Annotated in this window: 24 protein-coding genes; 5 read left to right on the forward strand and 19 right to left on the reverse strand. The window is 38.4% G+C overall.

Translation table 11 applies throughout. From position 1 onward, the window contains the following. Position 1: 1 nt before the first annotated feature. From IGL13_RS11580 to IGL13_RS11610, 7 genes are all read right to left on the reverse strand, one after another. Positions 2-667 carry a helix-turn-helix domain-containing protein gene (locus tag IGL13_RS11580; protein WP_002359135.1) on the reverse strand — a complete coding sequence of 222 codons (666 nt, stop codon included), beginning with the start codon at positions 665-667 and terminating at the stop codon, positions 2-4. Between the two features lie 380 nt (positions 668-1,047). Further along, positions 1,048-2,256 (reverse strand): ABC transporter permease, encoded by a 1,209-nt coding sequence (locus IGL13_RS11585; RefSeq protein WP_002401600.1) that lies wholly within the window; start codon positions 2,254-2,256, stop codon positions 1,048-1,050. Beyond that, the gene (locus tag IGL13_RS11590; RefSeq protein WP_002401601.1) at positions 2,253-2,927 is read right to left on the reverse strand and encodes an ABC transporter ATP-binding protein; all 675 of its coding nucleotides are present in this window, start codon (positions 2,925-2,927) and stop codon (positions 2,253-2,255) included. The genes IGL13_RS11585 and IGL13_RS11590 overlap by 4 nt, the downstream gene beginning before the upstream one ends. After that, positions 2,920-4,086: an efflux RND transporter periplasmic adaptor subunit gene (locus IGL13_RS11595; protein WP_010818544.1), complete on the reverse strand. Its 1,167-nt coding sequence runs from the start codon at positions 4,084-4,086 to the stop codon at positions 2,920-2,922. Before IGL13_RS11595 ends, IGL13_RS11590 begins: the two co-directional genes overlap by 8 nt. A 171-nt stretch (positions 4,087-4,257) precedes the next feature. After that, entirely contained in the window at positions 4,258-4,557 is a 300-nt protein-coding gene (locus IGL13_RS11600) for a rhodanese-like domain-containing protein (RefSeq protein ID WP_002355066.1), read from the reverse strand. After that, positions 4,550-6,199 carry an FAD-dependent oxidoreductase gene (locus IGL13_RS11605; RefSeq protein WP_002378761.1) on the reverse strand — a complete coding sequence of 550 codons (1,650 nt, stop codon included), beginning with the start codon at positions 6,197-6,199 and terminating at the stop codon, positions 4,550-4,552. Before IGL13_RS11605 ends, IGL13_RS11600 begins: the two co-directional genes overlap by 8 nt. After that, positions 6,200-6,514: a rhodanese-like domain-containing protein gene (locus IGL13_RS11610; RefSeq protein ID WP_002365287.1), complete on the reverse strand. Its 315-nt coding sequence runs from the start codon at positions 6,512-6,514 to the stop codon at positions 6,200-6,202. It lies immediately after the preceding gene. 168 nt (positions 6,515-6,682) lie between these two features. Here IGL13_RS11610 and IGL13_RS11615 point away from each other — a divergent pair, with 168 nt between their 5' ends. Beyond that, complete coding sequence (locus tag IGL13_RS11615; protein ID WP_002355063.1) at positions 6,683-6,943, forward strand: metal-sensitive transcriptional regulator; 261 nt, start codon at positions 6,683-6,685, stop codon at positions 6,941-6,943. Between the two features lie 45 nt (positions 6,944-6,988). Here IGL13_RS11615 and IGL13_RS11620 read toward each other — a convergent pair whose 3' ends face one another. After that, entirely contained in the window at positions 6,989-8,248 is a 1,260-nt protein-coding gene (locus IGL13_RS11620; protein ID WP_002378762.1) for an MFS transporter, read from the reverse strand. Between the two features lie 97 nt (positions 8,249-8,345). Next, positions 8,346-9,554, reverse strand: coding sequence for a pyridoxal-phosphate-dependent aminotransferase family protein (locus tag IGL13_RS11625; protein WP_142429192.1), 1,209 nt, complete (start codon positions 9,552-9,554; stop codon positions 8,346-8,348). A 171-nt stretch (positions 9,555-9,725) separates the two neighbouring features. Here IGL13_RS11625 and IGL13_RS11630 point away from each other — a divergent pair, with 171 nt between their 5' ends. Next, the gene (locus IGL13_RS11630; protein ID WP_002365289.1) at positions 9,726-11,351 is read left to right on the forward strand and encodes a PucR family transcriptional regulator; all 1,626 of its coding nucleotides are present in this window, start codon (positions 9,726-9,728) and stop codon (positions 11,349-11,351) included. A 117-nt stretch (positions 11,352-11,468) separates the two neighbouring features. Here IGL13_RS11630 and allE read toward each other — a convergent pair whose 3' ends face one another. The 6 genes from allE to sylA form a co-directional block, all read right to left on the reverse strand. Further along, complete coding sequence (allE, locus tag IGL13_RS11635) at positions 11,469-12,254, reverse strand: (S)-ureidoglycine aminohydrolase (RefSeq protein WP_002401602.1); 786 nt, start codon at positions 12,252-12,254, stop codon at positions 11,469-11,471. A 21-nt stretch (positions 12,255-12,275) separates the two neighbouring features. Then, complete coding sequence (allC, locus tag IGL13_RS11640; protein ID WP_002401603.1) at positions 12,276-13,499, reverse strand: allantoate deiminase; 1,224 nt, start codon at positions 13,497-13,499, stop codon at positions 12,276-12,278. A 181-nt stretch (positions 13,500-13,680) separates the two neighbouring features. Beyond that, positions 13,681-15,045: an allantoinase AllB gene (gene allB, locus IGL13_RS11645; protein WP_002378765.1), complete on the reverse strand. Its 1,365-nt coding sequence runs from the start codon at positions 15,043-15,045 to the stop codon at positions 13,681-13,683. Then, positions 15,046-16,542 (reverse strand): allantoin permease, encoded by a 1,497-nt coding sequence (gene allW / locus IGL13_RS11650; RefSeq protein WP_002378767.1) that lies wholly within the window; start codon positions 16,540-16,542, stop codon positions 15,046-15,048. Positions 16,543-17,135: 593 nt separating this feature from the next. After that, positions 17,136-17,648: a GNAT family N-acetyltransferase gene (locus IGL13_RS11655; protein ID WP_002401605.1), complete on the reverse strand. Its 513-nt coding sequence runs from the start codon at positions 17,646-17,648 to the stop codon at positions 17,136-17,138. Positions 17,649-17,666: 18 nt separating this feature from the next. Beyond that, positions 17,667-18,119 (reverse strand): transcriptional regulator SylA, encoded by a 453-nt coding sequence (gene sylA, locus IGL13_RS11660; protein WP_002359121.1) that lies wholly within the window; start codon positions 18,117-18,119, stop codon positions 17,667-17,669. 192 nt (positions 18,120-18,311) lie between these two features. Here sylA and IGL13_RS11665 point away from each other — a divergent pair, with 192 nt between their 5' ends. Beyond that, on the forward strand, positions 18,312-19,004 hold the full coding sequence (locus IGL13_RS11665) for a hypothetical protein (protein ID WP_002378769.1): 693 nt from the start codon (positions 18,312-18,314) through the stop codon (positions 19,002-19,004). 163 nt (positions 19,005-19,167) lie between these two features. On the opposite strand, the gene IGL13_RS11670 is transcribed toward IGL13_RS11665, so the two are convergent. After that, positions 19,168-20,829: a SulP family inorganic anion transporter gene (locus IGL13_RS11670; RefSeq protein ID WP_016615581.1), complete on the reverse strand. Its 1,662-nt coding sequence runs from the start codon at positions 20,827-20,829 to the stop codon at positions 19,168-19,170. A 175-nt stretch (positions 20,830-21,004) separates the two neighbouring features. On the opposite strand from IGL13_RS11670, the gene IGL13_RS11675 reads away from it, so the two are divergent. Beyond that, positions 21,005-22,072, forward strand: coding sequence for a choloylglycine hydrolase family protein (locus IGL13_RS11675; protein ID WP_002367364.1), 1,068 nt, complete (start codon positions 21,005-21,007; stop codon positions 22,070-22,072). 51 nt (positions 22,073-22,123) lie between these two features. On the opposite strand, the gene IGL13_RS11680 is transcribed toward IGL13_RS11675, so the two are convergent. Continuing rightward, positions 22,124-22,780 (reverse strand): glucose-6-phosphate 1-dehydrogenase family protein, encoded by a 657-nt coding sequence (locus tag IGL13_RS11680; RefSeq protein WP_002378771.1) that lies wholly within the window; start codon positions 22,778-22,780, stop codon positions 22,124-22,126. 24 nt (positions 22,781-22,804) lie between these two features. Then, a complete protein-coding gene (locus tag IGL13_RS11685) occupies positions 22,805-24,013 on the reverse strand; it encodes a chloride channel protein (protein WP_002378772.1) in 1,209 nt (402 codons plus the stop codon). Between the two features lie 145 nt (positions 24,014-24,158). Here IGL13_RS11685 and IGL13_RS11690 point away from each other — a divergent pair, with 145 nt between their 5' ends. Beyond that, positions 24,159-25,292, forward strand: a complete 1,134-nt coding sequence (locus IGL13_RS11690; RefSeq protein ID WP_025187358.1) for a restriction endonuclease subunit S — start codon at positions 24,159-24,161, stop codon at positions 25,290-25,292. A gap of 37 nt (positions 25,293-25,329) precedes the next feature. Here IGL13_RS11690 and IGL13_RS11695 read toward each other — a convergent pair whose 3' ends face one another. After that, complete coding sequence (locus IGL13_RS11695) at positions 25,330-26,259, reverse strand: site-specific integrase (RefSeq protein WP_002365301.1); 930 nt, start codon at positions 26,257-26,259, stop codon at positions 25,330-25,332. Between the last annotated feature and the right edge of the window lie 18 nt (positions 26,260-26,277).

The raw sequence follows: 26,277 nt of genomic DNA on the forward strand, positions 1-26,277 counted from the left end.
TTTAAGTAAATAATTCGCCAATGTAAGGAAGCAACTGCGGATGCAGTTTGTAGCCTTTATACCGTGTATTTTGGATACCTTGTTTTTTAAAGCCCCCTACTTGAATTTTTTTATTTAATTTTGTCAGCTGTTTGGTCATTTTTTTTCGATTATTGGCTGTTTCTTCTGTGTCATATATTAATTTACAAAGGCGCTCCATTGGTAAGTGTTCTTTTGGCGTACTATACAAGACAGCCAGTAGTGCACGTTCTGCGGCTGTTAGCTTTATCCCCTCTACATCTAACTTTTCATCTTCTCGTTGGATGGGTTTATTTAATTCTGCCAAAAGGAGATTTTCTCTTAATGTATCCAAAGTCGCATCCAATCGTAACCAATTGAGAATGCCATATTGATAGCTAATGCTCAATTCTTCCGAGGTAGGAATGTCTTCCGAGCGAAGAAACAACGGCGTTTTAACTCTGGCTAATTCCTTTAGATATAAATATTGTTCTTTGCGAGGAATCGTTTCGCTGAGAATGATGGCATCAAATTTTCGATAAAACAAATGACTTTCCTTAATTTCACCAATCAGACACGTCGTACAAAAAACTTGGTGATCTAAATGTTGTAAGCGATTTTGAAAAGCAGTTTCTGATAAAATATTTTTTGTGATGACCATTATTTTCATTCTTGATTCCTCCTTAATTCTTTTTTAGTTCAAAATTTTCTCAATTTTCGTGTTTTGTTTTGATATATTTAGTATACTGGAAATTTTTCGAATTAAAATTTAGAAATTTACAAGCAAATCAGTCATTAACAGTCATTCCCGTAATCCCAGATTTATAAAGGATTTCCAATAGTCTTATTTAAAAAATATTTGTTATTTAATCCTCAACATGCTATTTTTTTAATTTTTTCTTTTTTTATTTAGCTGACAAACGTCAAAAGGTTGGTAGCTAATATCAACCTTTTGACGTTTGTTAGCTATTTTCTCTTGAAATCTTTGGATTTTTTTCTACTTTCACTAAAAAAAACAGCCAAAAGTGGCTGTTTCTTTGCTGTTTATATTTATTTCATAATATCGATCAAGTCTTTTTTCGAAGCTGCCGAGGCAGGGAAATAGCTAAATACAACCCCGATAAAGACAGAAATACCGATGGCTAATGAAACCGTCATTAAGTCTGGACGAACAGAAAACGGTAGTGCCATTGAGGCTAAGTAGGCAATAATCATTCCTAAAAGATAACCAGTAATTCCGCCGATTAAGGTCAAGGCAATCCCTTCTGTTAAGAATTGCTTTTTAATATCACTGGCTGTCCCGCCCAATGCACGTCGGATACCAATTTCCTTAATCCGTTCTGAGACCGAAATGTACATCATATTCATAACGCCGACCCCAGCAATTACCAGTGAAATGGCCGCAATTGCGGAAATAAACAAGGTTAAATTATTTAATAAAGAGCCCATTTCTTTGATGGTATCTTTAACATTATATTCTTGATACGTCCCGCTGTTTTTCATGGTTCCTTGTTGAGAGAGAGTTTTTATTGTTTCTTTCAATACTTGATCTGGTTGATAGCCAGGTGCTACTGTTAGCTTCAACGTAGATGTATCTTTTAGCTTGCCGAAATAATGTTCATAGGTCTTTTTGGGAAAATAAAGCAATGAGTCATCATTACCTGGACCAATGGCACCGCTGGTATTGGTTGTCACGCCAACAATGGTAAAAAGTTGATTTTTATATGGAAAAGTTCGATTAACTGCTGCAGTTGGGTCTTGGTAGAGTTCTTTGGCAACCAGTTCATCCACCACCACTGTTTTATCCAGTTTTGCATTGTCTCCATCATTCAGTTGGCGTCCCGCCAACAATTCTTTGGTGGTTTTGTTGGCAAGTTCATAGGTTACAGAAAGATTTTTCGGTCCTGCTTGAAAATTCAGTGTACCTTTTTGGGCGCCATCAACTTCTCTTTGATCAAAATCAATTTTTTCTACGCCAGGAACCATGCGCACGACCCCTAAATCATTGTCGGTAAACATCGCTTGGTCACTAAACATATCCGAAGTGTTGTAGGCCGAAAAAGAAATCTTTTTCACATTTTCTTTTTGTTTTTCAGCAGATAATTTATCGACCATGTCTTCTTTAAAGCCGTTACCGATAGCCACGATGGTAATCACCGAAGCGATCCCGATGACAATCCCTAGCATCGTTAACAAGCTGCGTCGCTTATTTTTCAAAATGGAACGGAAGGCGGTTTTCCAAATAATTGAACGTTTCATTTCAGCACCTCCTCTAAAATCTTTCCATCACGAACTTTAATCAAACGATTGCAGTATTCAATTGTTTCTTCATCATGTGTCACTAAAATAATGGTGACACCTTCATTGTTTAATTGCTGAAAGAGCGTTAAAATTTCTTCCGATGTTTTACTATCTAAAGCCCCAGTTGGTTCATCTGCAATAATAAAACTTGGCCGATTGACAATCGCACGCGCAATGGCAACACGTTGTTGTTGTCCGCCCGAAAGTTGTTTTGGATGCTTCTTGCCTTTATCTGGCAAGCCGACTTTTGTCAGAACTTCGTGGACACGATCTTTGGCTTCTTTTGGGGTTAACCCACTATATAAAAGAGGTAATTCAATGTTTTCTTCAACTGTTAGTGTTTCAATTAAACTAAAATTCTGAAAGACAAAGCCGACTGCTTCATTTCTAATTCGGGATAGTTCCTTATCAGAAAAGTCGCCAATTTCACGGTCTTCAAATAAATACGTTCCTTCAAACTTTTTATCAATAAAGCCTAGCAAATTAATCAAAGTCGATTTCCCAGAACCAGAAGGACCCATAATCGCTAAAAATTCTCCAGCGTCTACTTGGAGGTTAATATCATCTAACACATGCAGTGTTTCTTCTTCGGAATAATAATATTTATGAATATGGGCTAGCTTAATCATTGGCAGCTACCTGAACATCTTGATTATCTTTTAATTCTTTATTGGGATTGGCAATCACTTGGTCTTTCCAATTCAAGCCACTTTTGACAACTTTACGACCTAAATTTGTTTCTGTTTCAATCGGTGTTTTTTTCGTTTTGCCCGCTTTGTAAACATAGACAAATTCTTTTTCGCCTTCTTTTTGGATTGCTGCTGTCGGTATAATCATTTGCTTTTGCGGCACAGCGATGCTAGTAGACAAGCCTTCTGCCCAAGGAAAATCACCTTCTACTGTAAATTGATAACTCACTACTGGATTGCCTTCATTTTTAGCTATTGGGGTTTGCGCAATGGAAACAATTTTGCCTGGCGCTGATTTGCCTGAACCAACGGTCGTCACTGTTACTTCTTCCCCTGTCTGTAATTTATCGTAATCATATTCGGTTACTTTTCCTTGAATATTTTTCTTTTGTGTTGCAATTTTAATGACTGGTTTGTCGGTACTACTCATAGCACTAGCATCGACAGTGACTTGGCCATCAATTGGTGCTGTAACGACTGTGTTGACTTTGCCACGTGTTTGTTCAAGCGTGTTTGCTGCTCCGACGGCATCACTGTTGGCTAATTGAAGGGCTTGGTTAGCTTGGGCGACTTCACTATTCGCAGCACTAACAGCTTCATTCAATTGCTGAATTTCCGCATTTAGTGTTTCTTTCTCTTCAGCCTCTTTTGCGGTGTTTAATTTTTGCTTGGCTGCAGCAACTTTGTTTAAGGCTTCATTGTATTTTTGAGTTGCTAAGTTAACGTTCTCTTGTGCTTGTTGGACTTGAAGATTGTTTCGATTAACAGCATTCGCTTGTTCTGTTTCTGTGGCTTGGATGTCTGAGTTATTGTACGTTAACAATGGACTATCTTTCTTGACTTCTTTACCATTTTCAACATTTATTTCGGCAATTTTTCCTAAAGAAGGATCAAAGAAAATATCCCGAGTATCTAAAAAACTCACTTGACCATCTAATTTTAATGAGGCCATTTCTGTAATGGTATACGTTGTGTATTCAGGTTCAACTTCTTTTGAAGAAAAAACTGTTTTTGCTCCGATAAATCCGACGACGACCACTGCGGCACCAATACCGAACCACACTTTTTTATTTCGCTTCTTCTGGCCTGACTTTTTCATTTATTTGTTCCTCCTTGATTTCTGTTGACGAGTTTGTCATTTTATTTAGTATATAATGAATAAAAAAACTGGTCCCTTCATCTTCCTATCATTCCTCTTACAGTTTTGACACATCTTTATCTAACAAAAAAACGTTTATCCTGTGTAAAAGGATAAACGTTTTTTGTTATTTTATTGTTCTAATTGACCCAACCAGCCAGATGTACCACCTAGAACATTGGTTACTTGATACCCTTGTTGACTGAGAAACGCACACGCTTGTGCGGAGCGCGATCCCATTTGACAAATCAGATAATAGGGTTGGTTTTTATCTAATTGCTGATAATTTTCGGTTAAAGTACTTAAAGGTAAGTTGATGGCCTGAGGGACATGCCCCAGTTGGTATTCCATTTCTTCTCGTACATCAATAATCGGTAATTTTTTTCGTTTTGCTTCCTGATAAAATTCAGGCATGCCAATCGTGTTATACATTTTCTAGTTCCTCCGGTTTTACCATTCGATATAGCGCAAAAGCACCATCTAAATTTTTGGCTGAGATGCCTGCTTGTTTTAGCATCCGTTCTGCAATATAACTACGCAAACCGCTGTGACAACTAACAATGTACTTCGTTGACTTGTCTAATTCCTCCAAACGTTCTCTTAACTCATTTAAAGGAATAGACACAGCATTTTTAAATTGACCATTGGCTTGTTCAGCGGGATTACGGACATCTAATAAAACAGCCCCATTAGCTAATTCGTTGGATAACTCATACCATTGAACGTTTTCACTCAATCCTTCTGCAAGGTTCATCGCTGCATAGCCTAACATGTTCACAGGATCTTTCGCTGAACCAAACGGCGGCGCATAGGTAAACTCTAATTCAGGCAAATCAAAAATAGTTAACTGTCCTTTAATAGCGGTCGCAAGAATATCAATCCGCTTATCTACGCCCTTTGCCCCAATTCCTTGTGCGCCATAAATTTCCCCTGTCGTAGGATGAAAAACTAATTTTAACTGAAGATCTGTTGCGCCAGGATAATACCCCGCATGGTCTTTTCCACTGATATGCACAACAGCTGTTGTTAGTCCAGCAGCTTTAGCAGCCCGTTCGCTTAAACCAGTTGAAGCAGCGGTTAAATCAAAGACTCGCACAATGGCAGTCCCAATGCTTCCTTGATTTTTTCTCTCTAACCCAGCAATCACATCCGCTACTTGACGTCCTTGGCGATTGGCAGGAGAAGCTAAAGAAATCAGCGCATCTTCTTGAGTGATTTGTTGTTTCACTACAACAGCATCCCCAACCGCATAAATATCGGGTTGATTCGTTTGATAGTGTTCATCAACAACAATACCGCCACGTAAACCAGTTGCTACACCTGCTTCAACTGCTAAGGTATTTTCTGGTTGGACACCCACCGACAAAATGGTTAAATCAGAAGCTAATGTTTGACCGTCTTCTAAGCGAATCACTTGCCCTTCTTCTTCAAAAGCAACCGCAGATTGTCCCGTAATTACTTGAACATTGTTTTTGCTTAATTCAGCTTTGACAAAAGCGGCCATTTCTTCGTCTAATGGCGGTAAAACATGAGGCGCTTTTTCCACGAGAGTGACTTCTAATCCGCGTTTTTGCAAGTTTTCTGCCATTTCCAAGCCAATGAAGCCTGCGCCAATCACGACGGCTCGTTTTGTTTCTGGTGTCAAGGCTGTCATAATTTGATCTAAATCAGGAACATTTCTTAATGAAAAAACATTTTTGGCTTCTGCCAATCCTGTAATTGGTGGCACAAAAGGTTTCGCCCCTGGTGATAAAATTAATTTGTCATAGTGTTCTGTTAAAATTTCTGTTTCATGTTTCACTGTGATCACTTTTTCTATTGGATCAATCGCCACGACTTCATGGTGAGGACGAACATCTAAATTAAACCGTGCCTTTAACGCTTCGGGTGTTTGAACAAGCAGTTGCTCTCTTTCTGCGATTTCGCCAGAAACGTAGTAAGGCAAACCACAGTTTGCAAATGAAACAAAAGGGCCTTTTTCCATGACAACAATTTCAGCATCTTCCATTAAGCGACGTAAACGTGTCGCTGCTGACATACCACCAGCCACGCCTCCGATAATTACAATTTTCATTTATTTTCCTCCTTTAATTTGACCAGACCATTGGGACATCCCGCCACGAACGTTAATCACGTGATAGTTTTTTCTCGCTAAAATTTTGGCCGCATTTTTGCTGCGCATGCCGGACTGGCAAATCACATAGACTTCGTTAGCGGATTTGTTGTAGGCGGGAATTTTGTTAAGTGGGACATTAATCGCTTGTGGAATATGCCCTGCGCGGTATTCGCTAGGTGTCCGGACATCTAATAACGTTATCTCTTTAGATAAACGTGACTGCAATTCCTTTGTTGAAATACTTGGCGTTTTTTTAAACAATTGAAATAACATTTTGTTCTCCTTTTCTTATATACCTTATGGGGTATATTTAACATGAAAAAGTTAGACTTGTCAACTGAAGAGATTTCTGCCATTTTTAGATTCAAAGAAAAGATAGTTGACAAAAATACCTCGTGTAGGTATATTTTAAACCAATCACTACTCTTAAGGAGGGGCAAAATGACTGAAGAAAAAAAGAAAGTGCTGAATCGTTTACGCCGCACAGAAGGTCAAATTCGCGGGATTCAAAAAATGATTGATGAAGAAAAAGAATGTATCGATGTTATCACTCAGTTGAGTGCGGTCCGTTCTAGTATTGATCGCGTAATGGGAATGATAGTTGCGGAGAATTTAAAGCATTGCTTTGAAAATCCTGAAAAAGATCCTAAAGAACAAGAAGAGCGATTAGCACAAGCGATTAATATGATTGTCAAAAAGTAAAACAACGCAAACTTATTCAATGAAAGATAAGTTTGCGTTGTTTTTTTATTTATTAGACGAATCTGCCCTGCGTTTTTTTAAATTGACAAGCATAAAAAGAATCGTGCCAATTAGTAAAATCACGACGGCAATATAAAAGCCCATGACTTTCGAACCCGTTGTGTCTGAAATTTTCCCAGTTAAAGCTGGGGCAATCACAGATGACATCATACCGAAAAAGTTAAACACGCCCAAAGTAGTGCCAATTCCAATTTTTGGTGCATTTTCACCTAGCCAAGAAATAATAATCGGTTCTACAGCTAATTTTCCTAAGAACCCATACATAATTAAAGCAATTAATAACAACGTTGCATTACTTACTTGTACAGTTAACAAGAGCATAGCTGTTGCTAAAAATTCTAAAACAACGATGAATTGAACTTTTTTATGCATGTACTTATCCGCCAACCGACTAAAAAATAACGCTCCTGGAATAGAGGCAAATGCGACCAGCGAAGAGGACAATCCAATTGCCGCTCCTTGGAAACCGCGTTCGGTACTTAAAAAATTAGGTAACCAAGTCACAATCATATAATATGCATAACAAGTGCCAAAATATAAAATATACGCAAATAGCATATGTGGCGCAAACAGTTTTTTAAAGGGCACTTTTTCTTTTACCGCTCCGTTATCTTTTTCATCAACAACGGTTGGCTGAATCAAGGCCATGTCTTCTTTATGATTGCGAATAATCACTTGAAAAGCCACTAACATACAAATAATCATAAAGGCGGAAATGTACATCATCACTTGCCAAGGTAATCCTTTTTGGGCAACTAAATAACTAGATAAAATCATCCCTAAACCTGAACCAACTGCTGAACCACTGTTGACAATAGCTGTTGCAAAACTTTTTTTGGCTTGAGGAATGTTTTGCGACGTCAACGAGTAAGCCGAGCCATAGAAAGAACCACATCCTAAGCCTGCCAATAAGCTACCTAAGTAAATTGTTCCAATCGTTTGGGCTTGGGCAATCAGTAATGCTGCCAGCGCAAACAAGATAAAGCCTGGAATTAATACACGTTTTTTCCCAATTTTGTCTACCAAGAAGCCTGCAGGAATCTGCATGACTACGTAACCGAGAAAATAAAAGCTAGAAATGGACCCTAGGGCCGTATCGGAAGCGTTACCATTTAGAGACGCACGAATTTGTGGATAAACAGGAGAAAGCGCGGAACGATAAATCCAGATTGTTACCCAGCCCATACATAGTAAAATAACGATTTTTTTCCAATAAGCCAACGAACTTTTTGTCTTGTCTGTCATTTTCTTTTCCTCCACCAATCATTTTTTTGGTTAACGTTTCACAAGGAACAAAAGCACTACGCTTTTTTACGTAGTGACCTTTGTCCTACCTTCTTTTTTAGTTTAAATACTCAGCCAATGCATGAGTACTACCGCTACCGCCTTCAAATTGATAGCCTTGGTGTTTCAATACAGTCTCAAAAGCACTTAAAAAATGCAGCACATTGTCTTCCCGACTGCTGTAACCCATATTACCGACCCGCCAAATTTTTCCTTTTAAATCACCGAAGGAAGAGGCAATTTCAACTTTAAAATGATCCAGTAATAAGCTCCGCACTTTTTCACCATCAATTCCTTCTGGAATGACCACAGGAATGACTGTTGGTGTTTTTGTGTCTAACTTCCCGAAAATTTCTAAGCCCATTTTTTGCAGACTTTCAACTAAAATACGATCGTTTTTCCGATGGCGTGCGTAGACATTTTCCATGCCTTCTTGAAGTAACAAGCGCAGCCCTTCATGTAGCCCATAAATCATTGTAGTCGCTTCTGTATGGTGATTTAAGCGCTCTGGTCCCCAATATTTTTCTAATTGCGATAAATCCAAGTAGTTACTTTGAATGAACCGTTCATTCCGCGCATCCGCGCCAAGCCCTAACTCTTTTTGGTAACGGCCCACCAGATAATCGGCTACACGTTGGTTGTAGGTAATTAAAGAAAGGCCTGAAGGTACGCTGACACATTTTTGAGTGCCTGCTACCGCAATATCAATCTTCCAATCATCGACCTTTGTTTCAACACCGCCGTAAGTCGCCACCATATCTACTACGAAGAAAATTTCATTTTCCCGACAAAAGGCGCCAATTTGATCCAGTGGTTGCATTTGTGCATTCGCCGTTTCGCCGTGGACCATCGCAACAATTTTTGGTTGATGTTCTTTAATCGCTTCAATCACCGTTGTTTGTTCAAACGGTGCGAGCCAGTCCTTTTCTAAATAAATGACTTCGGCCCGGGCGCGTTCGCAAATTTCACCTAATAAATAAGCAAACCGGCCATACGCAGGCACAAGCACTTTGTCGCCTGGCTCAATCAACGCAAATAACCCCGCTTCCAAGCCTGAACGTGACGTGCCATCAATGGCAAAGGCTTGTTGATTCTTTGTGGCAAAAGGTACTTTAATCATTTCCCGAACTTCGTCCATAATCTGTAGAAATTCTGGATCAAATTGCCCTAAAATTGGTTGACCCATTTGACGAAGTACCGATGGATGGGCTTCGACTGGTCCCGGCGTCATGATTGTTCGCCGTACAAAATTTGGTTGTTGATACATAGTAATCCCTCACTTCATTTTTAATTCTTCTCTTTTATTATCTTTGGAAAAACCCAGAAATTCATTGTTCAATTTGCACTATTTTGACTTTGTTTTTTAGACATATTCAATAACTATCTTTTGTACTCCTTTTTATTCTTCGCTATACTATAAAAAAAGGAGGTTGTTGTGATGAAAATATTAGCTGAGGTCTTGGCTTTACCAAGATTTTCTGACTTACAATTATTATCGTCTCACTCAAACTTAACACAGCCCTTGGAAAGTGTAGAAATCACGGAAACACCTGATGTGGCTGATTTTATCCCTAAAAATGTCATGATTTTAACAACGGCAATGATTTATAAAGATGATCAAGAAAAATTGAAACCTTTTATTGACTCGCTAAAACAAGCAGAGTGTACGGCTTTAGGAATCAAAGTTGGGCGGTTCCTTGACGAAATTTCACCAGAAATTGTTGCCTATGCCAGTGCCGTTGATTTGCCCCTGATTAAAATTCCTAGCACACAGCCACTAGGCGGGTTGTTGCATGAAATTGTAGGCTATCTTCGTGATAGCAAAACCGAACAGATGTCTGTAGCATTTGACATACAAAAGCGTTTTTCAACATTATTAATGCAAGATGTTGATGCTACGCGCTTCATCGCTGAATTTGCGAAAATTTTAAATGCGCCAATTATTTTATTAAGTCCTTGGCAACAGGTGATTGCCCACTCGAATTATTTTTATGGCAATCAAAAATCGGCGGAGTTTTTCATCGAACAATTATCAAAAGACCACTTTCAACAATTGGCACAAGAAAAGAAAATCTTTCGTTTACAGGATGAGCGACAAGAAAACATTCAAGTAGCTGGCTTTCCAATTCGTGTGAACGATTATTTTCCCTATTATCTATTGGTCTTATCTCCTGAACAGATTCCTTATCCTATTTCTGAATTTGCCATTGATCAGGCCATTTTAGTTTTGACTTTTATGTTATTTAAAAACCAGAAAATTGCTGAATCTTTTGAGCATCTCAAAACAGACTTTTTGGACCGCTTGCTTGATACACATCAAGAAGCGCTGAGTAAACATCAAAATTGGTTGGAACTTTGGAAAAATTATCGTTTAATCAACAGTGATTATTATCAATTAGCGATTGTCTACGGCGTGACTAAACCAGAAAATGAAACCCATATTCGTTATCAGCAAGCGGAAGGGCAACTAATTTTCCAATGGCTCAAAGAACAATTGCCGGAAATCCTGCCAGATGTCGCCTTGTTTAAATTAAAAAATCAAAATAAAAGTATCTTGATTTTTCAATCTAAAAAAAATGACCATTTGATGATTTTGCAAAACCTCGCTGAACGTTTGCAACAGGCTTTGCCTATTACCATTCGCTTTGCTTTAGGCAATGCTTATGAAAACCTAGAAGATTTGCCTAATTCTTATATTGAAGCTTCCTCGACATTAGAGGCTTCTTTACACGCTCAAAAACCAGCGACTGTGCAATTGTTCCATCCCAAAGGCCTAGCTGGACTTTTTGAAAAGATTGGCACTGAAGATGTTGAATACTTTTGCCAGCAACAATTGAAAGAGTTGGCCTATCCGACGGAACCGACGTTACAAGAATTACGAAAAACCTTGAAAGTTTTTTTAGATTTCAATTGCGAAATTACTAAAACGGCCAACGCTCTTTACCTTCACAGAAACACCATTAAATATCGCATGAATCAATGTGAAAAATTATTAGGAACCTCTATTCAAGAGCCTGAGACGAGTTTACTCTTACGGGTAGCGTTGGAACTTTCAGAAAAATAATTAACAGGAAAATAGCCGAATAAAAGTAACGTCTACCAAGAAAAAGGACTCTACCGTTCACCACTGCGTGTTCAAATCCTATTGTTCCGAGGTCATTACTTTACATTCGGCTTTTCTTTATAATTCTGGTTCACGATTGGCATCTTTGGAGTAAACATACATTAGCGGTTCTTCACGGCCAACCGCATAGGCTGCTTGTGGCACATAGGCACTCATGAAAATATAGTCCCCTTTTTCCACTGGATACCATTCATTGTCCAAATTGTACATCCCTTGGCCACTAATTAAATACGCACCATGCTCTTGGACATGCGTTTCAATGTAGGCATGACTAGCGCCTGGTTCAAAAGATAAGATATGCATATTCATATCAAAGTCAAACTCTTTCGGCAATAAACTCCAAAGTAAAACGTCTGTCATTCCTTCATATTCTTCTGGTTGTTGGTCATGAATTGACCCAACCACTTTATAAGGTTGATGGCCCGCCAACGGCTGATAGCGTTTTTTATATAAGAAAACTTCTGTGTCCGCTTCCTGTGCGTTCGCTAAATACATTTTCATTTCAGGCGTAAAGTAGGCATAGCCCCCGGCTTCAAGCTCATGGGTTTCTTGACCATCTGAAACGCGCAAACGACCGTCAATGACATAAACCAACGTTTGAATCCCGTCGCCACCAAAACCAGTTGTTTGTTGACCATTTTTATGAAACGTAGCAATGTAATCCACAAATGTCGCACCTAATTTAGGCGATCCCAAAATGGAAATATCGACATTTTCAAAACCAAGTACTGCATTTTGCACCAAACCATCATGGGGAATAATGGCGTAATTGTCTTTTTTTATCACAGCTCTTGATGTTAACAATTCTTTTTGGTAACCAACTCGATTATTTTTATAACCCATCACAATTCTTCCTTTTCTATCTTATTTATATGCTAATTCATATAAGGTATCTGCTAAAAGCTTGACGCCTTCAACCAAATCTGGAAATGCCGTTGCTTCTGCAGGATTATGACTAATCCCACCAATACTTGGCACAAATATCATCGCTGTCGGGTAATGAGGCGCAATAATTTGCGAATCATGCCCAGCACCACTATGCATCATACGATACTGATACTTGCCTTCTTTGGCTTTTTGTTCAATAACTTCTACAATTGCTTGATTCATCGGTACAGGGGCTTCATCCATCCAGCGGTCAATCGCAATCGTTAAGCCTAATTCTTGAGCAATTGTCTTCATCCGTTCTTCTAATTCACCGGTAAAATGTCGTAAAAAAGCAGCGTCGGTATGACGGCAGTCAATTGTAAATTCCACTTCTCCAGGCACCACGTTGACTGTATTGGGTTTCGGAATGACTTTGCCGAATGTTAAAACTAACGGATCCCCAATTTCGTTCGCACGATCAATGGCTTCTGCACAAATTTTAGCAAAGCCGTACACCGCATCATGACGGTAACTCATTGGCGTAGTGCCTGCATGATTGGCTTGCCCTTTTAAATTAACCGTGTAGCGACGTTGCCCTACAATACTATGAACAACACCGACTTGGAGCTTTTCGTTCTCTAAAATATTGCCTTGTTCAATATGAATTTCGACAAATGCTTCAATGTCCTCACGTCTAGTTTGCTCCTGCCGAAAATCAAAGCCTTGGCGATGCATCTCATCAACAAACTTTTTGCCTTCGTTGTCAGAGATATCGACTACTTCTTCACGTTTGGCTTCACCAACGACATTTTTGCTTCCCCAGAAAACCGTTGGAAAACGACTCCCTTCTTCTTCAGCCATGGAAAGCACTTCTAAAGAACGCCGTGGTTTCCCATATTTGTCTAATAAATATTGAACAGCTGTCATGGAAGCAATAACACCATATTGACCATCTAAGGTCCCACCATTAACTACTGTGTCGATATGTGACCCAGTTAAAATCGTTTCCTGAGGAAATTCCGTTCCTGCCACTCGACAAAACAGATTCCCGACTTCGTCAAATTGCGTTCCCAGTCCAAACGCCTCAGTTTGGCTTTGCACATACTTTTGTGCTGCCAACCACGAATCTGTATAAAGTAAGCGTGTCATCCCTCCAGCAGGATCACTCCCAATTGCTGACAACTCTTCGATTCTTTGTTTTAAAACTTTTTCCAAGTCCATCACAAAACCTCCTGACTGATTACACTCTGATTGTAAACGTTTCCCTAGTCATCTTCATTGTACTTATCAAACAAAATTAAGCCTTTTTTTGTGCAAAACAACCAATTTATAACCCGTAACTCGTGGACAGAGGCGCTAATTCAATTACGCTTCTGTCCCTTTTCATTTCTAAAATAGGTGTTTAATTTTTGATAAATACGCCGTTAAACGCCTCGGTTACCCCAGTTTCTTGTGCGTAAATTGTTTTGCCTCTTAAAATTGTTTGAATCACTTGGGCCCCAATTTCACGACCAATGTAAGGACTAATTTTATTTCGATATTCTAAATCTTCTGCTTTTAAGATATACGGCGCATTAGGTTTAATTAGTACAAAATCGGCATCCTTACCAATACTGATGCGGCCCTTTTGCGCTAAGTGATAACGGTCAGCTGGGTTTGCTGCAATCATATCCGCGAATTGTTTCAAGGATAAACCACGTTTTTGGACGGCTTCATCAAATAACACGTCGACGTTATTTTGAACACCAGAAATGCCGCCCCAAGCTTCAAAAGCATTGGTTGTATCTTTTAAGTCTGGCGTACAAGGAGAATGGTCAGAGGTTACAAACGCGATTCCGCCTGTTTGCACGTGGTTCCATAAGGCGGCTTGTTGGTCCGCGTCACGAATCGGCGGCGAACATTTGACAACTGGACCAATGGCATCAAGTTCATCCGTGGTAAAATATAAATAATGCGTACATGTTTCACAAGTCACATCTACCCCTTCTGCTTGGGCTTTTAAAACTTCTTCCACGCCTTCTTGGCAAGCCACATGACAAATATGAATCCGACAACCTGTTTCTTTGGCAAATAAAATGGCTTTTTGAATCGCTTCAACTTCGGTAAACACAGGACGTGTAGCTACATATGCCGCTAAAGTCGTTTCACCATTTTGATAAGCTAACGCGCCTAATTTATCCGTAATTGGCGCATTTTCTGCATGGATTGCTAGCACTTTGCCAGTCTTAGCAACTTGTTTCATTCCTTCATATAGTGAATAATCGTCGACATTTTGAAAATCTCCTTCAATTGAACGATCGCCGCACGTTCCTAAAAAGCATTTATAGCCGGAAACGCCTCCTTCATCAAGTTCCTGAATCCCGCCAGCCAAGTTGGTCGGGACCACGCCGCCAAATGACCCTACATCTACTTTTAGTTTATTTTCTCCTGCCTTGTATTTGATCTCAAGAGAGGTCTTATCCACGGTTGCTGGAATCTGATTTAAAGGCATTTCCATAAAGGTCGTCACGCCCCCTTTGGCACAAGCGGCCGTTCCTGTGACATACCCTTCCCATTCATCGCGGTAACCACCACCAGGATCGGTAATATGAACATGAGCATCCACCATCCCAGGACTAACGACCAAACCCGTCGCATCAATCACACGTTCTCCCGACAAGTCTTGCCCGATCGCTACGATTTTTCCTCCTTGAACGGCGACATCCGTAATGACTTCTCCAGTTTCTAAAATAACTAACCCGTTTTTAATCACTAACTCTGCTTGCATTTATTTTCCCTCCTGATAAGCTGTTTCTTTCACTTTTTTTGAATCCCAAGTCCATTTTTTTAACACTAAGTACAGCACAAAACCTGTGGCAAAGCCCACAAACCACGAAATATCAGCAATGATTTTAACCTGTGGAATAAATTGACCACTTAAGGAAAGAACCAACGCCAGAATAGTAGCGACATACGCCGGCTTGTTTAATCCGTAAAAAGGATTGGCTTCCTCTTTTTTGTGTTTATCTACGTATAAAGCATTTAAATTAATTTGTTGCTTTTGAACAAAATAATAATTCGCAATCATCACACCAGCGACTGGTCCTAAAACAGCCCCAATTGCGTTCAGAAAAATAAAAATACTATCGGCGTTTTCCATCAGTTTCCAAGGCATAATAAGAAAGCTGATAACACTGGCAATCATGACGCCTTTTTTATACGTCATTTTTTTAGGAAACAGCGCCGCCAATTGATAACCTGCCGGAATGATGTTCCCCGTTGCATTCGTTGAAATAGTCGTTAATAAGAAAACCGACATGGCTAAGATCACCACTGCCACATTATCTAAACGATCAATAATGTTTAAAATATTCCATTCTTGAATCCCAAAATACAGCGAACCACCTAACAGAATAACCACACTGGAAAAAGCGAAAATCCCATAACCAACAACTAAACCTGCTGTTTGCCCCACAATCTGAGCACGTGTCGAGCGCGCATTCTTAGTAAAATCCGCCACACTCGCACCAGGCGCTGACCAAACGGCCACAACCGAGTTAAAAATAATCAGATACGCCACCAGTGGATTGACTGAACGAATCGCACCAGAAACTTGATAGGACAAAATTGGTGTTAAACCGCCCCCAGCTCGAATGGCCCAAATCGTTAATCCAATAATAACGACATAAATCAACGGACTTAAAATGGCGGTAAAACGGTTCAAAATTTTGCTACCACCGAAACCTATTGCCACATTTAAGAGCCAGAAAAGAGTAAACGCCATTAATTCAGGTAGCCTGAGACCAAAAAACTGGAATGATCCACCAATTTCTAAAAAGTTCGGCCAAAATTTCCCGAGAATAATTAATAAAGCCAGCGATCCTGTAAATGTTTGCAGACCAAACCAAGCAATCGCGGCCACACAACCTCTTAAGAACCCTGGCAGTTTTGCCCCGAGACTGCCGTAAGTAGACTGTAAGTGCATCGCAAAAGGAATGCCATATTTAGAGCCAGCCACGCCATTCAAATTCATGAAAGTTGCTACAATGAATGAGCTTAACACAACTGCCAGCATAACTTGCAGCGGCGATAAACCTAAGAAAATAAAGCCGCCCACTGCTGCATAATTCGGGATATTATGAATCGAACCCATCCATAATGTAAAAAAATTGCGCGCGCCCATTGTCCGTTGTTTCGGGCTACTTGGCAACAAATCCTCATTGTAGCCACGTGCTTTCATCGCTGTTTCTTCTTGAGCTGTTACTTGAGACACATTTTTCTCCACGACAAACTCTCCTTTTTATTAAAAATTTTTTTCTATTAAAACACCCTGCCTTCTCTTTTTTGTCACTTTTGCACAAACATGCGTACTACTCTCATCACACAAATTGTAAGCGCTTTTCATAACAAGAATCATTAGTTACCCCAACTAAATAACAAACGATTCTTTGTTCACTTTGAACGAAAAAATAGCAACCTTTTTTATATCGTCCTCTCACTCTAGAAAGTAAGAAACAAATCTTTTTATTCACATATTATGTACAACTTCTCTTTTTCAATGCTAAAATACGCTTATTATTAAAAATGACATAAATAAATTATACAGTTAAATGAAATCCAGCACAACGTTTTTTAATCAAAAACACACAAAATAGATAAACTGAAGTGGATTTTCAGGAAGAGACCCATCCTGAAAAAAGACACTGACAAAAGAGTTTTCTCACAAGATCGACAACTTTTCACAGATTCAAAATCTTCTTTTTCAATTTTTACGTTTTTAAAAATAACATTTTGAAAATAAAAAATGCTTAATTTTAATCAAAAAAATAAACAAAGATTTCTGATTTTATCAGAAATCTTTGTTTCTAAATTTTCTTGCTATAATTCCTTTAACAAAATAAAATCCGTCTGTTCATCGTCTCCCATAAAAAATGAATGTTGACTGTAATAGCGGTAGCCAATCGTTTTATAAAATGCCCGCGCCGCATCATTGTGTTCCCAGACACCTAGCCACAGTGCGTTTTTACCAAATTCACGAGCTTTCTCTTCCGCCAGTTCTAACAATTGTGTCCCCAGCTTCTTTCCTTTAAACGCAGGCAAAATATACAATCGCTCAACCTCGAGCTTTTCTGGCCCCATCGGTTCCGTTTGTGCCCTCTCACGATTTAATTTCATGTAGCCAGCTAATTGATTATCGACAAAGATAAAATAAAAGTCAGAGTGGGGATTAGCCAATTCCTTTTGTAATTTTTCTAAATTGTAGGCTTCTACTAAATAGGCTTGCATATTTTCTGGGGTATTATATGGTCCGAAAGTATCTGTATAAGTTTCAATGCTGATTTCTTGTAACGCTGGTGCATCTTCTATTGTTAATTGTTTTATTTCTCCCATCAATCAGTCGTCCTTTCCTTAATAATTTCGAGTGTTCCCTTTTTTGACAAATTCCCAATCTTCGCTGACATTTTTACGCATCCGGACTAAGTAATCTGCCAATTGTGAAATTTCCACTTCTGACAAGCCTTGCAAAGCAACTTGATTCGAGTGTTGATTTTCGCGCACAATGATTGGATAAACGTTTTTCCCTTTTTCTGTGGCATAAATCCGCTTAATTTTTTTGTTGCTTGCATCTTCTTGACGATAAATAAAGCCTTGTTCTTCCAAACGCTTAATCGCCCGCGCTGCTGTGGTTCGATCAACTTTAATCAGTTCGGCGATCTTTTCTTGGATAATTCCAGGATTTTCACAGACCCTGACCAAATAAAGATATTGTCCTCGTGTTAAAGATAATTCCTTAAATTCAATATTACTGATTGAATCTAAGGCCCGCGCAATCATGCCAATTTCTCTTAAAATATCTGTCACTAGGACACTTCCTTTCGCTAATATTTTATGATTGTCATTACTTTAACTTATTTTTGTTGCAAATGCAACAAAAATAAGTATAAAAACTACAGATTTAAACAATTTGAGCATTTGTGAAAATAAAATAATTATTCCTTTTGTTATATTAACAAGTAAGATAAAATTAGTTATAGCGTCTATAGGAGGAATAGTATGAAAAAATTATTTTGTGTTATTTTAGTTATTTTTTTAACAGGTTGTAGTTCTCAAAAAGCGAATGAACCTAAAAAACAAGAAAATTCTACCAATCATACAACATCAATGAAAAGCAGTACTAATCATTACAGTTCTAGCACAGAAACAAGCTCTAATAATAAACTAAAAAAAACTTCAGAAAGTGCCAGTACCGCTCAGGCTTCGTCAAAGTCTAAAAATGAAGTATCCACAAATGTCGAAGAAACAAATTCTTTAGAAGCAACACCTTATGCTGTCGATCTTAGTAGTTTAAACAATCCACTCGTATTTAATTTTAAAGGAATGAATGTGCCAACTTCAATTACGTTAGAAAACTTAAATTCAACACCAACTGCTACCTTCCGAACTAAATTGTTTGGGGCTGAAAATGGTCAAGTGAAAGAAGCCATTAATAAATATGAGCTATCTATAAATACAATTCCTACAAAAGAGATTAGAATATTTTCAGCGGCCGATAACAGTATTCGCACCGTTAAAGTAAATACAGAATTAATTTTAGGAACTAATATTTCTTCAAACGATGAACAAAATAGATCGGGCACTTTATACTTATTCAACAATAAAAATGGTTCGAAATCTTTAATCACTCCTAACTACGCAGGCAATGTTACGGATGATCAAAAAGACGTTATGTTAGAAGTAATTCAATAAATAACCTAAAAAATAATAAAGAGAAAACTTCATACTTAGAAGTTTTCTCTTTATTATTTTTTAGGAACTCCTCTAGAAACTCGTTTTAGTCCCCACTTATTTTTCTTATTTCTTCACCCATTAAGCCCGCGATAGAAAATAGAACATTTCATTTAAAAATGAATTATTGTTCTGCAACATGCACCGTTTGTAAAAATTCTGCGACTGAGAAATGGTATTCTTTCTCTTGATTTCCTTGAATGGTTCGAATCATTTTCTCAACTTCTGGTTGCAGAGCGGCAAACTGAACTTGTTGTCCGCGACCTTCTGCTGCGAGACAAAATTCTTCTAAAATATCTAACGCCGTACTATCAATGCTAGGAACTCCTCGCATTGAAAATACTACACCACTTTTTGTTTCCAATTGCAGTAACGTTTGTTTCAATCGTTCAGAAGACATGAAAAATAACGGGCCACTCAAATAAACCACCACCCAATTTTCCGTACAATCGGTCGGTACTAGCCCCATTCTTGACCAATCAACTTCCTCGACATTAATCGTAATCACGGCACTTTTCGCAATGAAAAACAGGCAACCCGCTAAGACCCCTAAAACAATCGCTAAACTCAAGTCAAAAATAACGGTCGCTACCATCGTTAAAAAGAATAAACATAAGGCTGTGTGGAAACGTTTCTGGAAGAATTCTTTAATCACCGACCATTCATTCATTCGCCACGCTGTCACCACTAAAACACCAGCTAACGCAGGCATGGGAATTTTAGACATGACTGGCGATAAAAGCAACATCGATAACAATAAAAAGACCGCATGAAAAATACCCGCTAAACGTGTTTGCGCACCAGATTTAATCACTACGCTCGTCCGGGCAATCGCTGCCGTCGCAGGCACGCCACCGAAAAATGGCAAAATTAAGTTGCCAATTCCTTGTGCCACTAGTTCCTGATTACTGTCTAATGGTTTCCCTGTCATGCGACCAGCCGAAGCGCCACAAAGCAAACTTTCAATCATACCTAACATAGCAATGCTAATCGAAGGCACCAAAATATCCTGAAACGCACTTAATTGAAGCGAACCAAGTTCCAAACGTGTATCACTAAAAATACTTGTCGGAATTTTCCCTACAGTGGCCACTGGCAGTTGAAAAACCACTGTTGCTAACGTAGCTAAAATAATCATCACCAATGAAGCTGGTATCATCGCATTCCACTTTTTCGGAAAGAACACTAATCCAAGCACCACTAAAATCGACATAACCGTCGTTGGTATACTTAAATCAAAGCCCAATGAACGATAACTGCTGATTTTCTCAATTAAATTGTGGCCTTCTGAACGAACCCCAAAGAAATTATCAAGCTGCCCCAACGCAATAATAATAGCAATTCCTGAAGTAAACCCGGTAATGACCGGTGACGGAATAAAAGAAGTCAAGCTCCCTAAACGCAAAGTCCCTGCCAAAAGCAAGAAAATTCCCGCCAAAAAGGTGGCCAACAAAATCCCTTGCATGCCATGCACTGCCGCAATTGACATTAAAATAGCTGCCATCGCACCTGTTGGTCCTGAAATTTGATAAAACCCACCCGAAAGGCTCCCAATCACAATTCCAGCGATAATCGCCGTGATCATGCCAGCTGCTGCAGTGGCGCCGCTAGAGACCCCAAACGCTAACGCTAACGGCAACGCGACGGCTGCGACAGTCAAACCTGCCAAGAAATCTTTTTTCAATTTTTTTTGATTATACCCTTTAAATTCATCCCTTATCATTTGTGTGTACTTTTTAAACATTCGCATCCTCTTTTCATGAAATTTCCATTCTAAAGATATCATATTTTCGGAAAGATAATAAGGTGTTTTGTGAAGGAAATCGCTAAAAATTTTTTTCACCTCATTTAGACAAAATTGTCTAATATTTTAAGAATTTAGCCACCGCTGTTTCCTAGAGTATGATATGCTTAACTAGTAAACAGGCTTCACAAACTTACATTAATTGGGGGAAACTATTATGTGTACAGGCATCAAGATTATTTCCAAAACAAATGATATTTTTTATGGACGTACGATGGATTTTACGTTTGACTTTTTTGGCAACGAAGATCCAATTGCACCAAAAATCCCTACTCTAATTGCTCAATTTCCAAAAGGTACAGTTCTAAACAGCCAACTAAATCCTTGGACGGCAAAATATGCCTTTATGGGACTAGCAATGTCAGGCACAGATCAACCAGCGAACGATGGTAAAACCGTCAGCCTTGCTATCACAGATGGTATCAACGAAGCCGGCTTATCTGGTGATATTCAATATTTAATGGAATCTTCAACAGCACCTGCTGAAAGTTTAGCAGATCGTGGTTTAACACCTCATATTGCAGAAGAAGTACTTGCTTATATTTTGAGTAATTTTGAAAGCGTTGACGAAGTAAAAGTAGCTTTTGAAAAAATCGGCCTGTTAGATCAAAAATTCCAACTTGATTCATTGGGGGAAGTTCATTTCACCTTACACTGGACCATTAATGATAAAAATAATAATAGTATCGTTTTGCAACCAACAGATAACGGAGCGTTCGTCATTTATGATTCGATTGGCGTAGTCACAAACAGCCCAGAATACAATTATCATTTAACCAATGCACGAAACTATATCGGAATGCGCAACTACGCTATTAAAGAACCTTACACTTTAAAATCAGGCGCAACACTTGACCCAATTGAAGGTGGGACTTCTTACGGACTATTAGGAATCCCAGGAGACTTCACTTCGCCGTCACGCTTCATTCGTGCGTTATACTATTCTGACAATCTCCAAGAATTTGATAGCTCTGAAGGGATTATGCAACTCTATCGCGCCTTCCAAACAGTGATGATTCCTCGGGGAATTGGCCATTTAGGTCAAAGTAATTCTCTGTCTGATTTCACACATTATTGGTCAGGATATGATGTGACTAATCTAACCATGTATGTCCAACCAGAAAGTACTACCTCATTTACAAAATACACTTTGGATCCAGCTTTAACAGAAGTTACTACTTTTGCTGTTTCTAACGAGCTACTACTAACAGATTTAAATCAATAAAAACACAAACAACGTCTCTGACCAGGTAATTGGTCAGAGACGTTGTTTCGTTCATTTTTCAGATAATGCGTTATACAACGGCGCTAATTCTTGAAGCGCCTGACAACTTTTTTCTTCAATCGTTTCAAGCTTTTCCGTCGCAAACCACAACTTACCGATCTGAAATGAGCGATTGCCTATCCGCTCTTCTAGAATTTTCCGTTGTTTTTCATCTGCTAAATAATCTTTTAAAGGCAAATGGTCCACTAGTTCATGCTCCTCCTGCGGCCAAATATAATAGCCTTCGCAGTCGATGGTTTGACTCCAAGCTTCTAAACGATTAAGCAATTGATTGTAAGCGACGACTGAGCCTGCCCGCTCCTCACTTTTGTAATGTTGAAACATCAAATATACTTGAAATTGCTTTTTATTTAATAACAATGCCAGACAAGCATTTTCCGCTTGACGTTGCTCACTGCGATACGCAACCCAGAAATGACTGCGTAAATTCCAGCCGTTGGTCCAGCTTTCGATTTTCGGCTTAGTGATGCCGAGTTCAGCTGGTAAACCTTGAGCGATTGCGAGGTTTAAGGCTTTCCACTTTTCCCAATGTTGCTTGTAGGTTTGCTTTAAGTCATCGATTTCTGCTGATGTTTGTTGCTCTTTGAGTTGTTTAAATGTGAAGATTTCTCGGTTGAATAGATTGAAGTCTTGATGGGTTAGGTTCATTTTATTCCCTCTTTTTAGTATCTTCTAATTACTCTTAATAATTTTATTTTTCAATAGCCATTGTAAAAATAACACAAGGACTACAATTGGCCAAAGCGTGATTGGGAAAAAGAGCCCCACAAAAATGCCTGGTACAAGAATCGTCCCTAAAATCTGGGTTGTTAAACTCGTAGCAAAAATTGCGACAACAAAAAGCGAGTCAATTGTTGGGAAAAATTGTGCGACCGCAAACCCGATTAAAATAGCTGAAAAAACGACGGGAAAAATATCGCCACCTATCCAACCTGTCTGTAAACAAACTTGTAAAAATACTAGTTTCATTATCGCAGCGACCACCAAGATATACCAGGCTTGTTGACTACCAAAACTAGGAACTAAATGCATAAAAGATTGTCCTGAAAATAGTAATCTTGGCATTAAAATAACAAAAAGAAAAATACAGGCTGCACCAAAGCTTACCAGTATGCTTTGCTTTTCTTCAAAAGGTTGGCATAGTTTAGCCAGAGCAGCTTGCAACCATTGATAGGCGTTACCAATCACAAAAGCAGTTAATAAAGCGGGTAAAATCAGCCATAACGAAGCCATTTCAATTTTTCCAGTTCCTAACTTCGTAATAAACGATGGGTGTCCCACCAATTTCATTAAAAAGGTAAACACCACCAACCCGTTCACAATAAATAACCCGTTCATCACTTGTTTCAGTTTCTTTTTATCTACAGGAGCGAGCATCGTATCGTAGCGCTGAACAAACTGTTGCGGATGTAGCAAGCGCTGGATTTTTGTCCAAAATGCTTGCTGTTCTTGCTCGTCATAATGAAAATAAAGGTACCATAACTTATCAGATTGCCAGACTGACAACGAAATAATTGCTCCCAACAATGCAGCTTCAGGACCGACACCAGCCCCGAAAATTAAAATTACCAAGGCGGCCAATAAATTTCTAAACACACCTGAATAATCGACCGATTGTTTCGCCTTCAATTCTGTCAGCGCCTCATGCGCCGTTTGTGGTACTTGCCCGAAGCGTTTCTTCAGATAACTCAATACCAACGCTCCTAGCACACACAAGACAAAATAATAGAGGATTGGCCACTTCATTTGCGCTGGCAACACCTCCCAGAGCAGAGTCGTTAGCTCTCCTTCAATGATTAAAAACGCTCCTGAAATTCCCGCGATGATACTACTTAAAAATAACCCGCTGACGATAATTGTCCACATTTTTCTGTTACGCATACTTCCTCCAAATGATAGTTGTTTCTTTTATAGTAGCAGATAGTTAGTGGTTTGTGTTTGAAGATTTTGGGAAGGATTTATTTTTTTGAAAAAATTGAGGTTATAAAAAGCTATCGTTTTACATTATTATTATTATTTGAATTTGTTGATTGGATTTACGCTGATAGGTGTTTGGGAACAGTGTAAGTTGGGGGATTTAGGTTCTGTTGCAATGAATAAAAGAATTTTCAAAGAACAAACTTCGGAAAGTGGCGACATTCCTTTTTATAAAATAGGAACTTTTGGCGCTACTGCAGATGCATTTATTTCAAGAGAGTTATTTGAAACGTATAAGAAAAAATATCCATATCCTAAAATAGGGGATTTGTTGATTTCTGCCTCTGGAAGTATTGGCAGAGTTGTAGAATATAAAGGTAACGATGAATATTTTCAAGACTCCAATATTGTATGGCTTAAACACGATGATAGAATAAATAATTTATTTTTAAAACAATTTTATAGCATTGTTAAATGGCATGGATTAGAGGGAAGTACAATTAAGCGACTGTATAATAAAAATATTTTAGAAACAACAATACATCTCCCAGTTTTTGATGAACAGGAAAAAATCGGCACTCTCTTCAAACAACTCGATGATATCATCACTCTTCATCAGCGTAAGTTAGAACAGCTAAAAGAGTTGAAGAAGGCTTATTTACAGTTGATGTTTCCTACAAAAGAGGAACGAGTACCAAAGTTACGGTTTGCTGATTTTGAAGGAGAATGGGAATTGTGTAAGTTAATTGGAATTTTAGATATAATTAAGGGAACACAAAAAAGCAAGTCTGAGTTATCAACTAATCAAAATAATTGTACCCCTTATCCTGTGTATAACGGAGGAATAAATCCTTCTGGATACACTAATATTTATAATAGAGAAAATGCTATAACTATATCCGAGGGGGGGAATTCTGCTGGGTTTGTTAACTTCGTACAAGAAAAATTTTTCTCTGGTGGACATAATTATACAATAGTTAACAATGTAACTGATACTTTATTTTTATTTTTTTATTTGTGTTCTATTCAAGAAGAAATAATGCGTTTGAGAGTAGGAACTGGTTTACCAAACATTCAGAAACCAACTTTAATGAATCTAGAAATTCAAAAAACTACTGATAATGAACAAAAATTCATTGGACTATTCTTAAAAAATATAGATATTCTCATAACTCTTACTCAAAATAAACTCAACCAACTAAAATCCCTAAAAAAATCCTACCTCCAAAACATGTTCATCTAAAAAATAACTCCCCGCAATCCGCGAGGAGTTATTTTTTTTACATCAACATCGCCAAATGACGCATAATTTTATCGTTATCCTGATTCTCTAGTTCCTGAATAATATGCAGATAAGTTTCTTGCGTAGTTGTCATACTAGAGTGGCCTAGCCGAGTCGCTACGCTGGCAATTGAAACACCAGCAAATAATAATAGCGAGGCATGTGTGTGGCGTAAACTATGGACGGTAATCACTGGAATCTGCGCACGTTTACATAAGACTTTTAAGCGACTATTAATCGTAGAATTAAAGACACGTCCTTTCACAAAAATTGGTTCCATTGGTGGCATATTTCTTATCAATTGAGAAAATTGCATTGCTGTTTGCCAGTCAATTTGTACTTTGCGTTTAGAAGATTCATTTTTTGTTGATTGGAAAAAACCAGTGGGGTTCTTATAATTCCATGTTTTTTCAATAGTTATTTTTTGTTTAGAAAAATCAAAATCTTTTGGCGTTAGCGCCAATGCTTCGGAAAAGCGTAGGCCCGTTTTAACTACCAATAAAATAAACCAATCCCAGTTTAGTTGCTCGCCTAACTCTAATTCTTTCAAAAGAGCTTGAACTTCAAATTGATTTAAAAATTTTGATTTTTTAGGACGTGGTGCTTTTCCTTTAATGACAATTTTTCGTGTTGGATTTTTTGAAATAAGTCCTTCATCGACTGCATCTAAAATTGCTCCTTTTAATTGATGATGAAAATCCATGGTTGTCTGCCGTTCGTGGGTTAATGCGTAGTCATTTAATAACTGCTGATACCGTTGCCGATCCAAATGTTTTACTTTTAAACCAGGTGCCAACTCAGCAAGCCGTTGTTCCGCAATATAATATTTTTGCAACGAAATATCCCGAATCGCCCCTACCTTATATAGCTCCACCCATTCACTAAAATACTCATGAAATAACTGCTCTGTTCTCTTTCTCTTAACCAAAATAAAACCTCCTTGATA

The sequence above is a fragment of the Enterococcus sp. DIV1937 genome, from assembly GCF_050535975.1.
GTDB lineage: Bacteria > Bacillota > Bacilli > Lactobacillales > Enterococcaceae > Enterococcus > Enterococcus faecalis.

Bases quoted from the DNA above. Each gene is read 5' to 3' on its own strand.
- IGL13_RS11590 (WP_002401601.1), bottom strand. From the start codon at position 2,927: ATGATTAAGCTAGCCCATATTCATAAATATTATTATTCCGAAGAAGAA.
- IGL13_RS11625 (WP_142429192.1), bottom strand. From the start codon at position 9,554: ATGTATCAACAACCAAATTTTGTACGGCGAACAATCATGACGCCGGGA.
- IGL13_RS11665 (WP_002378769.1), top strand. From the start codon at position 18,312: ATGAAAAAATTATTTTGTGTTATTTTAGTTATTTTTTTAACAGGTTGT.
- IGL13_RS11610 (WP_002365287.1), bottom strand. From the start codon at position 6,514: ATGTTATTTCAATTGTTTAAAAAAACGCCAAGTATTTCAACAAAGGAA.
- IGL13_RS11605 (WP_002378761.1), bottom strand. From the start codon at position 6,199: ATGAAAATTGTAATTATCGGAGGCGTGGCTGGTGGTATGTCAGCAGCG.
- allE (WP_002401602.1), bottom strand. From the start codon at position 12,254: ATGGGTTATAAAAATAATCGAGTTGGTTACCAAAAAGAATTGTTAACA.
- allB (WP_002378765.1), bottom strand. From the start codon at position 15,045: ATGCAAGCAGAGTTAGTGATTAAAAACGGGTTAGTTATTTTAGAAACT.
- IGL13_RS11595 (WP_010818544.1), bottom strand. From the start codon at position 4,086: ATGAAAAAGTCAGGCCAGAAGAAGCGAAATAAAAAAGTGTGGTTCGGT.
- IGL13_RS11585 (WP_002401600.1), bottom strand. From the start codon at position 2,256: ATGAAACGTTCAATTATTTGGAAAACCGCCTTCCGTTCCATTTTGAAA.
- IGL13_RS11675 (WP_002367364.1), top strand. From the start codon at position 21,005: ATGTGTACAGGCATCAAGATTATTTCCAAAACAAATGATATTTTTTAT.
- IGL13_RS11620 (WP_002378762.1), bottom strand. From the start codon at position 8,248: ATGACAGACAAGACAAAAAGTTCGTTGGCTTATTGGAAAAAAATCGTT.
- IGL13_RS11615 (WP_002355063.1), top strand. From the start codon at position 6,683: ATGACTGAAGAAAAAAAGAAAGTGCTGAATCGTTTACGCCGCACAGAA.
- IGL13_RS11670 (WP_016615581.1), bottom strand. From the start codon at position 20,829: ATGATATCTTTAGAATGGAAATTTCATGAAAAGAGGATGCGAATGTTT.
- IGL13_RS11630 (WP_002365289.1), top strand. From the start codon at position 9,726: ATGAAAATATTAGCTGAGGTCTTGGCTTTACCAAGATTTTCTGACTTA.
- IGL13_RS11600 (WP_002355066.1), bottom strand. From the start codon at position 4,557: ATGTATAACACGATTGGCATGCCTGAATTTTATCAGGAAGCAAAACGA.
- IGL13_RS11655 (WP_002401605.1), bottom strand. From the start codon at position 17,648: ATGGGAGAAATAAAACAATTAACAATAGAAGATGCACCAGCGTTACAA.
- IGL13_RS11680 (WP_002378771.1), bottom strand. From the start codon at position 22,780: ATGAACCTAACCCATCAAGACTTCAATCTATTCAACCGAGAAATCTTC.
- allC (WP_002401603.1), bottom strand. From the start codon at position 13,499: ATGGACTTGGAAAAAGTTTTAAAACAAAGAATCGAAGAGTTGTCAGCA.
- IGL13_RS11685 (WP_002378772.1), bottom strand. From the start codon at position 24,013: ATGCGTAACAGAAAAATGTGGACAATTATCGTCAGCGGGTTATTTTTA.
- IGL13_RS11580 (WP_002359135.1), bottom strand. From the start codon at position 667: ATGAAAATAATGGTCATCACAAAAAATATTTTATCAGAAACTGCTTTT.